At 63.9% G+C, this 12,953-nt stretch carries 13 protein-coding genes; 10 read left to right on the forward strand and 3 right to left on the reverse strand.

Going from position 1 to position 12,953, the window contains the following annotated elements; translation table 11 throughout:
- The first annotated feature begins 74 nt into the window (after nucleotides 1–74).
- Genes VLU25_17290 through VLU25_17300 form a run of 3 tightly spaced genes read left to right on the forward strand, consistent with a single transcriptional unit; the run spans nucleotide 75 to nucleotide 2,535 of the window.
- Nucleotides 75–518: a DUF3299 domain-containing protein gene (locus tag VLU25_17290; protein HSR69690.1), complete on the forward strand. Its 444-nt coding sequence runs from the start codon at nucleotides 75–77 to the stop codon at nucleotides 516–518.
- A 39-nt stretch (nucleotides 519–557) separates the two neighbouring features.
- A complete protein-coding gene (locus VLU25_17295; GenBank protein HSR69691.1) occupies nucleotides 558–1,271 on the forward strand; it encodes an ABC transporter ATP-binding protein in 714 nt (237 codons plus the stop codon).
- Nucleotides 1,272–1,275: 4 nt separating this feature from the next.
- A complete protein-coding gene (locus tag VLU25_17300; protein ID HSR69692.1) occupies nucleotides 1,276–2,535 on the forward strand; it encodes an FtsX-like permease family protein in 1,260 nt (419 codons plus the stop codon).
- Between the two features lie 52 nt (nucleotides 2,536–2,587).
- On the opposite strand, the gene VLU25_17305 is transcribed toward VLU25_17300, so the two are convergent.
- Together VLU25_17305 and VLU25_17310 are read right to left on the reverse strand one after the other, a co-directional pair.
- Nucleotides 2,588–3,532, reverse strand: a complete 945-nt coding sequence (locus tag VLU25_17305) for a pyridoxamine 5'-phosphate oxidase family protein (protein ID HSR69693.1) — start codon at nucleotides 3,530–3,532, stop codon at nucleotides 2,588–2,590.
- 128 nt (nucleotides 3,533–3,660) lie between these two features.
- Complete coding sequence (locus tag VLU25_17310) at nucleotides 3,661–4,230, reverse strand: helix-turn-helix domain-containing protein (GenBank protein ID HSR69694.1); 570 nt, start codon at nucleotides 4,228–4,230, stop codon at nucleotides 3,661–3,663.
- A 116-nt stretch (nucleotides 4,231–4,346) separates the two neighbouring features.
- On the opposite strand from VLU25_17310, the gene VLU25_17315 reads away from it, so the two are divergent.
- The 7 genes from VLU25_17315 (at nucleotide 4,347) to VLU25_17345 (ending at nucleotide 12,118) form a co-directional block, all read left to right on the forward strand.
- Entirely contained in the window at nucleotides 4,347–5,165 is an 819-nt protein-coding gene (locus tag VLU25_17315) for a glycosyltransferase family 2 protein (protein ID HSR69695.1), read from the forward strand.
- A gap of 59 nt (nucleotides 5,166–5,224) precedes the next feature.
- A complete protein-coding gene (locus tag VLU25_17320) occupies nucleotides 5,225–6,205 on the forward strand; it encodes a glycosyltransferase family 2 protein (protein ID HSR69696.1) in 981 nt (326 codons plus the stop codon).
- Nucleotides 6,206–6,370: 165 nt separating this feature from the next.
- Nucleotides 6,371–6,979, forward strand: coding sequence for a CDP-diacylglycerol--glycerol-3-phosphate 3-phosphatidyltransferase (gene pgsA / locus VLU25_17325; protein HSR69697.1), 609 nt, complete (start codon nucleotides 6,371–6,373; stop codon nucleotides 6,977–6,979).
- A gap of 19 nt (nucleotides 6,980–6,998) precedes the next feature.
- Nucleotides 6,999–8,450, forward strand: a complete 1,452-nt coding sequence (locus VLU25_17330) for a type I 3-dehydroquinate dehydratase (protein HSR69698.1) — start codon at nucleotides 6,999–7,001, stop codon at nucleotides 8,448–8,450.
- Nucleotides 8,451–8,534: 84 nt separating this feature from the next.
- Nucleotides 8,535–10,100, forward strand: coding sequence for a hypothetical protein (locus VLU25_17335; protein ID HSR69699.1), 1,566 nt, complete (start codon nucleotides 8,535–8,537; stop codon nucleotides 10,098–10,100).
- 61 nt (nucleotides 10,101–10,161) lie between these two features.
- Complete coding sequence (serB, locus tag VLU25_17340; GenBank protein HSR69700.1) at nucleotides 10,162–11,157, forward strand: phosphoserine phosphatase SerB; 996 nt, start codon at nucleotides 10,162–10,164, stop codon at nucleotides 11,155–11,157.
- Between the two features lie 64 nt (nucleotides 11,158–11,221).
- Nucleotides 11,222–12,118 carry a hypothetical protein gene (locus tag VLU25_17345; GenBank protein HSR69701.1) on the forward strand — a complete coding sequence of 299 codons (897 nt, stop codon included), beginning with the start codon at nucleotides 11,222–11,224 and terminating at the stop codon, nucleotides 12,116–12,118.
- A gap of 16 nt (nucleotides 12,119–12,134) precedes the next feature.
- Here the strand turns inward: VLU25_17345 and VLU25_17350 are convergent, their stop codons facing one another.
- Nucleotides 12,135–12,932, reverse strand: coding sequence for an inositol monophosphatase family protein (locus tag VLU25_17350; protein ID HSR69702.1), 798 nt, complete (start codon nucleotides 12,930–12,932; stop codon nucleotides 12,135–12,137).
- Nucleotides 12,933–12,953 lie beyond the last annotated feature (21 nt).

Here is a 12,953-nt window from a genome sequence, read left to right on the forward strand (position 1 = left end):
TCGGGAATTGGTGTTTGGGCGTTGGGGGTTGCGTAGCTGCACCGTGCCTGCAACTTCGGTTAGACTAGGGACTTATGAAGCATGCCTCGCGCACCGTTTTCCTTTCCCTGCTCGCCCTCTTCATCGTTCTGCCCTCACACGCCAGCGACAAGGCCGTGGAGGTTGACTGGGCCACGCTCCAGGAACTCGACTACCACACCGGAGAAATGAGCGACAAGCTGACCAAGCTCAACGGCAAGACGGTGCGGATTCCCGGCTTCATGGTTCCTTTGGACGATGACGACGAGGCGGTCAACGAGTTTCTTCTGGTGCCCTATGTAGGAGCCTGCATCCACACGCCGCCGCCGCCGCCCAACCAGCTCGTGCACGTCAAGATGCAGGGGCGCAAGAGGGCCGAGGTGCTGTGGTGGGTGCCCATTTGGGTGGAAGGCAAGCTCGACATCGCTTCCATGATGAGCGCCTACGGAGAGGTCGGGTTTCAGGTGCAAGGCTTCAGCGCCGAGCCTTATTCCGACTGACTGCTGCACTTCCTGTTCCCCCCTTCGCCTTCTGCCGCCATGCAATACGCCGTCCAAGTCGAGAACGTCCGCTTCGCCTACAAGCCGCCTCAGGACATCCTGCGCATCCGCGACTTCCGCGTCCTCAGCGGCGAGAAGCTCTTTATTTTCGGTCCTTCGGGCAGCGGAAAGACGACCCTGCTGGGTTTGCTGGCCGGAGTCCTGAAGGCGGATGAGGGAGAGGTCAGGGTGCTGCAGCGCGATCTCGGCGCTCTTTCCAGCCACCAGCGCGACGCCTTCCGGGGCGGCCACATCGGCTACATCTTCCAGATGTTCAACCTCATCCCCTACCTCAACGTGCGCGAGAACATCACTTTGCCCTGCCGCATGAGCCGGCAGCGGGCCGCCCGCATGCAAGGCAGCTCGCTGGACGAGGCGGCTCGCGGCATTGCCCGGGCCCTGGGCATCGAACCGCTGCTGGAAGAGCCCGTGACCGAACTCAGCGTAGGACAGCAGCAACGGGTGGCCGCCGCCCGCTCCCTGGTGGGGCGTCCTGAGATCGTTATCGCCGACGAGCCCACCTCGTCGCTCGATGCCGACCACCGCGAACGCTTTCTGCAATTGCTCTTCGGATGCTGCCAGGAAGCCGGATCGACGCTGATTTTCGTCAGCCACGACGGCTCGCTGCGTCCTCTCTTCGATCGGGCCGTCTCGCTTCCCGAAATCAACCAGGTCACCCTCCCTTCGTCGACCCCGCAAGAGGAGGCGAACTGAAACGATGCTCCTCCTGACCTTGGCCTACAAGTCGCTGGGAAACCGCAAGCTGACCACCTTTCTCACCCTGGGCTCAGTGGCCCTGAGCGTGGCACTGCTCATCGGCGTGGAGAAGGTGCGAACCGGAGTGCGCGAAAGCTTTTCCAACACCATCTCACAAACCGACCTGATCGTAGGCGCCCGGGGAGGCGCCATCCAGACCATTCTCTACACCGTCTTCGGGATGGGATCGGCCAGCAACAACATCTCCTGGGAGACTTACCAGCATTTCAAGAACCATCCCGCCGTGGGTTGGACCATTCCTTACTCGCTGGGCGACAACCACCGGGGATTCAGGGTGGTGGGCACCGATGAGAATTTCTACAACCACTACCGCTATCGGGGAGACCGCCGAGTTCGCTTTCGTGAAGGCCGTCCGGCGCAAGAGGTCTTCGAGGTGGCGGTCGGATTGGCCGTGGCCGGCGAGCTGGGCTACTCGATGGGGGACAAAGTGGCCGTCAATCACGGCATCACGCCCGGTTTCCTGGGTCACGACGACAAGCCTTTCACGGTAGTGGGCATCCTGGAGCAGACCAACACCCCCATCGACCGTTCCCTCTACGTCACCCTGGAGGGCATCAGCGCCGTCCACATCGACTGGCAGGACGGCGCCCCTCCGCGTCCCGGCGAAGCCATCCCCGCCGAGCACATCCACGATCACGACCTGGAAGCCGAGCAGATCACGGCCTTCTTCCTGGGGACCCGGTCGCGCATCGACACCCTGCGCCTGCAGAGGGAAATCAATACTTATGAGGGGGAGGCGGTGATGGCCGTCATCCCCGCCGTGGCCCTCAACGAGCTGTGGCGCGGCATCGGCTACGCCGAGGACGGACTGCAGGTGATCACCATCTTCGTGGTGGTGGTGGGCTTGCTGGGAATGCTGGTGTCGATCTACACCACTCTCAACGAGCGCCGCCGCGAGATGGCCATCCTGCGGGCCGTGGGTTCGGGTCCCGCACGCATCGTCGGTCTGCTGGTACTGGAATCAGGACTGCTGGCCAGCGCCGGCTCCCTGGCGGGGACGGCCCTGGCCTATCTGCTGCTGACCGTCTTTCAGCCCGTGGTGGAGCGCCGCTTCGGCCTCTACGTCCCCGTCGAGGCCCTCTCGCCGCTGGAATACGCCTACATCGGAGCGGTGCTGGCCGCCGGCTTCCTGATCGGACTGGTCCCCGCCTTCAAGGCCTACCGCAACACCCTCTCCGACGGCCTCAGCATGCGCCTTTAGCTGACGCAACTGGCAACTCCCAATAACCAACTCACAAGCCTCGGCGAATGTGTCATCTGGCGGCGGTCCGGGCGGCGATGCGCTGGTTGAAGGGGGAGGAGTCGAGGAATTCCCATTCCACCCGGCGGGGCAGGCTGCGCTTCAGCCAGCGCTCGACATGAAAGTCCCAGAAACGGCCCGTGCCTCCGCTGCGGTTTTGGGGGTCCTGGGCCCGGAAGTCGACTCGGGCCCGGCCAATCAACTGGAGAATGCTGCTTTCTTCAAAGTCGACAAAAGCCAGTCCGGCTTTGGGGTGTTCCACCAGGTTGCCCAGGGTATTGAAGAGGCTGTTGCCCGAATAATCGGGTACGCGCAAGCGGCCGTCCCCCATCACCTCCACGAAGCCGCGCGGCCCGCCGCGGTGCGAGACGTCCAGTCCTCCGCCGGGATAGGCACTGGCCACGAAGAAGGTGTCGGAGCGGGCGATCAGTTCCTTGCTCGGCTCCCCCAGACGGCTCCCTGTCCGCCAGTTGGTGGGTGGGGCTGCCGGCTCTCCCAGCTTGAAACGGCGCCGCTCGATGTACTTGGGACAGTTGGGATAGGCTTCCTCCACCTCCATCTCCAACTTTCTGGCTGAAAGGCGCTTCAGGCGTCCGTTGGCGCGCAGGCGCCGGCGGGTGGAAAGGTCGATGATGAGCAGCCCCATGCGGGGGTCGCTCTCGAGGTTGGCGAAGAATGCATCGTCTCGCGCCAGCGGTCCCGCGCTCAGGTCGATCCGTACTTGGCCAGGGGCGGGAGCGCTGATGAAGCCGGCCGGTCCAAGCAGCAGCGATGCCCAGGGATAACCCGCCTCATCCAGCGTGGCCGCGGCGGCCAGCGACTGCTGCTCGATAAAGCCCAGCGCGCCCGCCATGATCTGATCCGAGATGACGCCCCCGTTGCGCTCGGCCTGGGCACCCTCTCCGGTCAACTGCTGAACCTTGCGTTCACCCTTGTGGTAGGGATTTTTGATCTGCATCTTGTCACTCCTTGATGATCCTCTCTGGAGCGGGGACCAGCGCCGGCAAGGACGCTCCTTCGCGGCGTTCTTGCACGCGGTCTACCGAACGTTCGGTTTAAACACCGCCAAAAAAGAGATGCCCCCTTTCACTCCTCGGATTCTGAACCGGTGAGGAGCTTGGGCAGGATCTCGATCACCTCCTGGAAGGGGCGCCGGTCCCCGGTTGCCCGGGCCAGAACCAGCGCACCCTCGATTCGGATGACGGCCTGCTCGGAAAGGTTTCGGGCTTGCGCCGAGGAGAGGCCGGCCTCCAGCGCCACCTCGGTCATGGCCTGGATCCAGCCGCGAGCAGCCGTGGCGGTCAGGCGGCGTAAGGGGGCCAGATTTTCCAGTGAGAGGGTATCGAGAAGGCAGGATCGGCGCCCTTGCCGGTAAAAGGCGTCCAAGCGCCGCGCCATCTCGCGCACCCTCTCGGCCGGCTCGCCCGAGCCTCTCAGAGGCTCCAGCAAATCGCGGCCGAAGCGCTCCTGGGCGTGGCGCAGGACCGCTTGGGCCATCTCTTCTTTGCCCCCTGGAAAGCGATGGTAGAGGCTGGCCCGCTTGAGTCCGGTGGCTTGGCTGATGAGGCTCAGGCTGGCGCCTTCGAATCCATGTTCTTGAAAGACCCGTGTCAGTCGCTCCAGCAGGTCTTTTTCTTGGACTTTCTGCACTGTCATGCGTGTTCTTCCGCCTCCTTAGAGCCTATACCAGACGTTGGGAAGGCGCACCGCCCAGCTTGCGTCCCGGGCCTAAGAGTTGGCTGCCAGACTTCAGGATAGCCTATGCTGAGTGCGTGAAGGATGTGGAAGCGGTCATCGTCAACTGGAACAGCGGAGAATTGCTGGGACAAGCCGTCCACAGCCTGCGGCAGCAGGGTTGTCGAGTAATCCGCATCGTGGACAACGCTTCTGTCCCCGCTCCAGCGCTCGAGCATGCCGAGGTCGAATGGGTGCGCCTGACTGAGAACCGTGGTTTCGCGGCGGGCGCCAACGCCGGGATCGAACCGGCCCGAAGCCGCTTTGTGCTGCTGCTCAATCCCGACGTGCGCGTTGTGCAGGGCAGCGTCGAGCGCTTGCTCGAACAGGCCCGCACCCATCCCCGGGCGGCCATTCTCTGCGGCCCCCTTTTGGGAGAGGACGGCACCCCCCAGACCGCTTTCCAATTGCGCCGCCTGCCGACAGTCTGGACGGTTCTCAGCGACGTTCTTTTTGTGGACGAAGTGAGTGGCCTGATCGGCCGCCCGGCACCCCCTCCCTCCGGCCTCACCCGGATCGAGCAGCCGGCTGCCGCCTATTGGCTCATGCGCCGCCGCGCCTGGCAGGAGCTGGGCGGCTTCGACGAGGACTTCGCCCCCGCCTGGTTCGAGGACGTCGACTTCTGCAAGCGCCTGGGGCAGGCCGGCTGGGAGATTCTCTTCCTGCCTCAGGCCCCCGCCCGCCACCGGGGAGGCTACTCTTTGCAAAGAGTGGGACGGGCGCGGTTCCTGCGCACTTTCTACTCCAACCTGCTGCTCTATTTGAGCAAACACCATCCCCGCGCCCTGCCCTGGCTCAAGCCGGCCGTCAAGCTGGGATTGACCTTGCGACTGCTCGGGCTGCGCGTTTGGGGTTGACGGTTGCCGCCTCCTGCCCTCCGGCACGCTACAATGAAGCGCATCGCGACGGGGAGCCCATGAAAATCGTCTGCAGTATCGTCGCCTTCAACAGCGCGTCCGACTTGCCGCCCTGTCTGGAGGCGGTGGCCAACCAGACCGTCGCAGTTGAAACAGTGGTGCTTGACAACGCCTCCCACGATGGGAGTGCCGAGATCGCCCGCCGCTTCGGCGTGGAAACCCTGTTCAGCGGACGCAATTTGGGATTCTCGGAGGGCCACAACCGCATCCTGATTGGACGCCCTTTCGACTATGCCTGGGTTTTGAATCCCGACTGCCGCCCTCACAGCGACTACCTGGAGCGCCTGCTGCAGGCCATGCAGGAAAGCGGCGCAGACATGGCCCAGGGCAAGCTGCTGCGCATGGATGAGCGGGGCCAGCCGGTCGAGAGTGCCCCGGGCCCTGTCCTCGACAGTGCCGGCATGTACTTCACTCCTGCTCAGAGGCATTTCGACCGCGGCAGCGGCCAAGCCGATCGGGGACAGTACGACAAGCGCCAGGAGGTCTTCGGCGTGACGGCGGCAGCCGCTCTCTACTCGCGCCGCCTGCTGGACGCGGTCCGCTTTGAGGACGAGTACTTCGATGCCGACTTCTTCGCCTACCGCGAGGACGCTGACCTGTGCTGGAGGGCCCGTCTGCTGGGCTTCCGCGCCCTTTACGAACCGGCGGCGCGCGCCCTCCACCGGCGCCACGTGCTGCCCCGGCGCCGCCGCCGCATCGAGGACGCTCTCAACCTCCATTCCCTCAAGAACCGCTTCCTGATGCGCATCAAGAACATGGACGCCCCCGTGGCCCGCCGCTGCTTTCCCTGGATGCAGATGCGCGACGCCGGCATCCGCGCCTACGTACTCTTTGGCGAGCGCTCCTCGCGGGAGGCCTACCGGGAAGTGCGGCGCCTGAGGGGGCGCATGCTGGACAAGCGGACGGTCCTGGAGGAGAAAGGAAGCTGGGCCGACCTCTCCCCCTGGTTCGACTTCCGCCCTCAAGCCTTCGATCTGTAGCGAGCGACCTCATACCGCCGGGAGCAATTGGGCCTTCACAGCGGTCGCCTGAAACTTGACCCGTGTGTGAACTTGTTGGCCGCCTGGTGGCCCTAGCCTCTCCTCCCGAACGGCGGTCCGGCAGGTTGTTTGCCGCGCATTGCCGGTGGTAAAGTCTTTGCAGCCATGAACTTGCCCAACATCCTCACCACCACGCGCATCGTTCTCGTGCCTTTGCTGGTCACGGTCCTGCTCACCTCGCAGGCGCCGGGACGGGAGTTGTTCGGGCTCATCGTATTCATCGCCGCCGCCCTGACCGATTTCTTCGACGGTTATCTGGCCCGCCGCCGCAAGCAGATCACTTCGGTGGGGATACTGCTCGATCCCATCGCCGACAAACTGCTCATCTCTTCCGCTTTTATCTCGCTGGTGGAGATCGGGCTGGTGCAGGCCTGGATGGTGGTGGTCATCGTAGGTCGCGAGTTCGCGGTCACTGGATTGCGCAGTGTGGCCGCGCTCAAGGGAGTGGCTGTTTCCGCCAAGCGGCTGGGCAAGTACAAGATGGTGTCCCAGGTCTTCTGCGTCGGATTCCTGATCGGCGGAAGGCTGGTTACCAGCGAAGTTTACTTCATCGAGATCGGACGCGTCCTGCTGTGGATCGTCGTGCTCCTCTCGCTGGCCTCGATGATCCAGTACTTCAAGCACTTCTGGGGCGTCATCGAGACCAAGGAGCGCTCCCAGGAGGAGTCGGAAGCCGACAACGTGGTGCGCCTGGGACGCAAGAAGATCAGCTAAACCGGTTCCCTTCCGATCAATGCCGCCCATTTGCCTCACCTTGAGCGTCCCCGATGCTGCCCAACTGCAACGGCGCATCGAGAAACACGCCGGAGCCGTCCGCTGGATCGAGGTTCGCCTCGACGCTTTAGACCGGCCTCGATTACCCCGCTTGCCCCAGAAGACCTCCAGCGGATTCATCGCCACCTGCCGCCCCCGGCGCGAAGGAGGAGGCTGGAAGGGAAGCGAACGCGAGCGTTTGCAGCTCTTGCAGCAGGCGGCCCGCCGCGGCTTTGCCTGGATCGACCTGGAACACGACGTCGAGCAGGGGCTCGATCTGCCCTCCGGAGTGTCCTTGCTTCGATCGCTGCACGACTTCGAGGGAATGCCCGATTCGCTGGACAGCGTGTTTCAGTCCCTGCGCGGGCGGGGGCATGCCGTCAAGATGGCGCTGACCGTCAACCGTTCCGATCAGCTCGTGCGCCTGCTGGACTGGATGAGCGGACTGCCCCGGCAAGAGCGCCGGGTGGTCCTGGGAATGGGCCGGATCGGACAGCCCTCGCGCCTCCTGGGCGCCTTCTTGGGCAATCTCTGGACCTACCTGGCCGAAGAGGACGACAATCCCGCGGCGCCCGCCCAGTTCAGCCTGCGCCAGGCCCGCCTCTACCGCCTGCAGTCATGGACCCGAACGCCCTCCTTCTATGGCGTCATGGGCCGTCCCGTGGCCCACTCCCTCTCGCCTCTGCTGCACAACCGCCTGTTGGCCCGCTACAACCTCGAGGGAGTCTATCTGCCCGTCCATCTGGACGATCTGGAGCCCTGGATGGGTTGGCTCCAGCGCACCTCGCTTTCCTTTCAAGGTTTCAGCGTGACACTGCCTTTTAAGCGGGAGATCATGGACTACCTGGCCCAAAACGACTCTCCCATCGGCTCCGTCAACACGCTCAGCCGCATTCCCTCAGGCGGGTGGAGAGGTTCCAACACCGACTACCAGGGATTCATCGGGCCCCTGCGGGCGCGCGGCTCTCTGCGGGGCGGACGGGCCCTGGTGCTGGGAAACGGAGGCGTGGCCCGCACCGTTGTCCGCGCCCTGCTCGATGAAGGTATGGAGGTGACCGTGGTGGGACGCGACCAGGCCCGCGCCCAGGCCCTGGCCCAGCAAATGGGCTGCGGCCACGCCACCTTCAAGGACTTGCCCATCAGCGCCCAGGTCTGCGTCAATACCACTCCCGTCGGGCAACATCCCCACACCGAGTCCTCTCCCTTGCAGGCTTCCCAAGTCGATTTCGAGGTGGTTTACGACCTCATTTACAATCCGCGCCGGACGCGCCTGCTGCGGGAAGCCGAATCCAGGGGCTGCCAGATCATCTCGGGACTTGAAATGTTCATCGAACAGGCAGCCCTCCAGTTCCGCATGTGGACGGGAATCGATCCCGACAGGCGCTTTATGAAGGATGTCCTGGACCGGGATGCGCCCCCAGGAGACGCTTGACACGAAAACGTCGAAGCTGCTAATTTAGCCGCAGCCGGGCGGTGTGAGCCGCCACGCGGCGACCGGGGGCCTAGGATGGTTTCAGTGAAAAAGCGTTTGGTCTGGACGAGTTGCCTCTTGGCCTGCGTCTGGCCGGCCTACTTGTCCGCCCAACAGGATCCCGTACACGTTTTTCCCTTCATCGCGGACGGTGCCGGGGTGCGCGCCGAAGTCGCCCTCACCAATCCCGGATCTGAAGCTCAGCAAGGAACCATCTTCTTCTGGGACGACGACGGTCGTCCCCTGCCCCTGGCCGTTGAGGGGGAAGAGGTGACCCGATGGGACTTCCAGGTTGCCGCGGCGGGAGCCTTCAAGCTTTCGACGGACGGCTCGGGAGACTTGAAGAGCGGTTATGTCACCATTACGACCGTCGATCCGCGCAGCACTCTCAGCGGCACCATTTTCTATTCCATCGCCGGCTCGCAGCTTTCCGTTCCGGCCTCGCCTCTCAGCACCGAGTACCATGTATTCGCGGAACGAAGCGAGGACGCCAATTCGGGTCTGGCCTTCGCCAATCCCTTGGACCAGCCCTCGACACTTTATCTCTCCCTCCACGATTCCCAGGGCATTCCCCAGGCCGCTCGCGAACTGAGGCTGGAGGCGGGAGCCAAGAGGGCCCGCTTCATCGATGAGATTTTCGTCGGCTATTTCGATTCGCCCGGCCAACAGTTCGAAGGCACCGTGCAGGCCATCTCCGAAGAGCCCTTTGCCATGATGGGCCTGCGCCAGCGCCAGGACGGCTCGCTGGCTACCTTGAGCGGGGCGCCGACCGCCTTCAACAGCGGCAGCGCCCAGTTGTTGCTGAGCATAGACGCCGGCATCGATCCCTCCCAGTCCGAGTTCAGCGGCGACCAACTGGCCTCGGCTACAGTGGCCCAACTCCTGGGTGCCGAAGGCCCCGCCGTCACCCAGTTCGTCCATCTCGAAAACCTCAGCGGACAGGAGCCGGTGACGGTCACCGTCCGCTACTTCAATGACCGCTGCGCCGAGGTGCTGAGCTTTTTAAAGGTGCTCGACTGCGGCCAGAGCTGGACCTTTTCGCCCTTCCAGGACGTGATCGAGGGCATCGACCTGGGAGAACGCTTCTTCGGCCCTCCCGGCGCCGAGTCCTCGGGCCTGACCGCCCTCGACTTCGGCGACGGACGCTTTACCCTTTCGGTGACGGTTTCGGGCGCGGGAGACGGGGATTCGGATGAAGCCCTGACTGTGCTGCCCGACGAGCTGGCGGCGCTCTCCTGCTCGCTCCCCTCGGCACGGCAGCAAGAAGGGGATCCGGCCGACCCGCCTCCCTCCCTCACCCTGTGCAACGCTCGCCCACGCTCATTCAACGTCCTCTCGGGATACCTGAGCGGCGATGAAGAAGGGCAGTGCCGGGGACCGATGCTGCGGGCCGACGCCCAGGACCTCTTCGCCAGCCAGTTTACGCGCATGCTGATGCCTCAATCGGGCCTCGACGAGGCATGTCTGCATGTCTCGCAGCCGGCCTCCTGCCTGCTTCCGGCCCGTCTGCAACAAGTCGAAGCGGCCTCTTGCGGAGAGGGCTCTGCAGCGGGACCAGCCTGGCAAATCGGCCTGTCAGGACGTCCCCATCAACTGCTGCCCCTTCAGTAGTCGATGCCCACTTCTCCATCTTCATCTCCCAAGACTTGGCATCCTGATTTAGCATGTGCTCATGGATGAAAGGGAGGGACTAGGGGCACTGAGCCGGTTTTCTTCGCAGAGTCCTCGCCATCCGCGTCTCTGCCGCAAGGCCGCAGAGATGAGCGGAGACGGGCGGATCGTGGCTCTCAGCGGCCCGCGTGACCTGACCGCCCTGAAGGCCGCTTTGCACGAATCCTGGGCCGCTGGATTCGCCACGCCCTGGCTGCGTCCTCTCTCCCTGAAGGGCATGACGGCTCTGGAGATGTCGCTTCAAGGCACGGCTTTTCCGCGGCTGGAGAAACGCCTGGCTCCCTTGCGCCAAGAGGGACTCGACCTTTCCTTGCAGCCGGGACGCCTGGGACCCCAGCCGCCGGGCTTGCTGGTCATGGACATGGACTCGACGCTGGTCGAGCAGGAAGGCATCGACGAATTGGCCCGCCAAGTGGGCGTCTACGAAAAGGTCGCTGCGGTGACCGAGAGAGCCATGCGCGGCGAGATGGACTTCGACGAATCGCTGCGCCAAAGGGTGGACTGCCTGCGGGGAGCCTCGGAGCAGATCTTGGGCCGCGTCCGCTCCCGCATCCGCCTGACGCCGGGAGCGCGGCGCCTTGTCCAGGAGATGCGTCGGCGCGGCACCCGCCTGGGACTTCTCTCGGGCGGGTTCCGCCAACTGGGCAGCGGCCTGGCCGCTGAACTGGGCTTTGATCACTTCCACGCCAATGTCCTCGAAGTCGAGGGAGGAAGGCTGACCGGTCGGGTTCAAGGTCCGATCGTCAACGCCCGGCGCAAGGCTCAATTGCTGCAAGAGCTGTCCGCCCTGCACGGGCTGGCCCCCTCCCAAACCGCGGCGGTGGGCGATGGAGCCAACGATTTGCCCATGCTTCTCGACAGCGGCCTGGGCATCGCCTTCTGCGCCAAGCCCGAGGTGAGGCGTCAAGCTCTTCACAGCATTGATCAGCGGCGCCTCGATGCCGCCCTTTACTTGATGGGCCTTTCCGACGATGAAATTTCCATGAATCCGGACTGATTTCGAATCGCCCGCTGCCTGAGCACGTCTAAGAGACAGGGAGTTGACAGGAGGAGTTTTCCAAATGCAGGACTTGAAGCGACTGAACCGGGCCCTCCGGTTGGCGCTTTGCTTTCTTCCGGCCTTGCTCTTTCTCTTCATTGTGCCTTCAGGCGGCTTGGCCGCTCCTGGAGCGCTCGATACCAGCTTGAGTCAGAGCGGAACTTGGCCGGGTCCCGCAGAGCCGCTGCCTTTTCAGACCCACAGCCAGGTGCTGGAGTTCTTGCGTCAGGCCGAGGTGGTTTCGGCCCGCGAGATCGAATCGGGCACCAACAAGACGCAACGGCTGAAGCTCAAGGACGGGGAGCTGGAATCCCACGCCGTCTTCCGCACGGTGGACATAAACGTCCGCCAGGCCACCCAGATCAATGGACGCTTCCATATGGGCTACCGGGACAGCTACATCTTCGAGGTGGCGGCCTACCGGCTCAGCCGCATGCTGGGCATTGACCAGGTGCCTCCCACCGTGCTGCGCGAGTACCGCTCCCAGAGGGGATCGTTTCAACTGTGGATCTACGGAGCCATAAGCGAAACTCAGCGCCGCCGGGAAAACCGCCAGCCGCCCGATGACAGGCGCTGGACCCAGCAGATCCAGACCAAGCTGCTCTTCGACCGCCTGATCGACAACTTCGACCGCAACCTGGGCAATCAGTTGATCGACCGCAACTGGAAGCTTTGGCTGATCGACCACACCCGCAGCTTCGGGACCGCCAGCGAGCTGCGCACGCCTCAGGCCGTCTACTGGTGTTCCCGCACCGTCTACCAGGCCCTCAAGAACCTCGACCGCCAGGAAGTGGAGGAGGAACTTGCGGACGTGCTGCAGAGCGATGAGCTGCGAGCCCTTTTCGCGCGCTGGGACAAGATGCTGGAACACCTGGATAGCCAGATTGAAAAGCGGGGCGAGGAGGCCGTCCTCTTTTAAGCCGGCCCCGGCGCCTTCAGGTGGAGACTTGCAGGGCCGCTTTGAGGTGTTCCCTGAGCTGATGATGGAGGCGTCCGTTGCTGGCCAGGATCTGACGTCCGTAGACCGAGAAGCTGTCGTCGTTGATGGCGCTGACCTGGCCTCCCGCTTCGCTCACGATGAGCTGTCCCGCGGCCACGTCCCAGGCCCGCAGGCCCTTTTCCCAAAAGGCGTCCAGGCGCCCTGCCGCCACGTAGCACAGGTCCAGGGCCGCCGATCCGTCGCGGCGTACGGCGCGGGACTGGAAAAGCATGCGGCGGAACATCTCCAGGCCGGCGTTCATGAGGTCTTCTTCGTAAGGGAATCCCGTGCACAACAGGGCGTCCTTGAGTTCCTGGGTGCGTGAAACTTCGAGCTCGGCCCCGTTGAGCTGAGATCCTTGGCCCCGTCGAGCTGTGTAGAGTTCGTCCGTGACCGGATCGAAGACAACGCCCAGTTCGACCTGCCCCTCCAGCTCGAAGGCGATGGAGACGCAGAAGAAGCGGTAGCCGTGGGCATAGTTGGTGGTGCCGTCCAGAGGATCGATGATCCAGCGCCGCCGCTCGTCGCCCTGGCGGCGGCCCCGCTCCTCGGCCAGCACGTCGTCGTCGGGAAAGGACTTTCCGATCTCTTCCACGATCTGCTTCTCGGCGGCCAGATCCATTTCGGTGACCAGGTCGATGGGGCCCTTCTTGGAGACTTTGAAATCGCCGCGCAGGTTGTCGTAGAGCAGTTTTCCGGCTTTGCGGGCCGCTTCCTGGGCGACCTGCATGCGCTCGTGCAGAGAGTCGTTCATGTTGTCTTTCCGGGTTTTTCT

The sequence above is a fragment of the Acidobacteriota bacterium genome, assembly GCA_035471785.1.
Classification (GTDB): Bacteria; Acidobacteriota; UBA6911; order RPQK01; family DATIPO01; genus JANQFM01.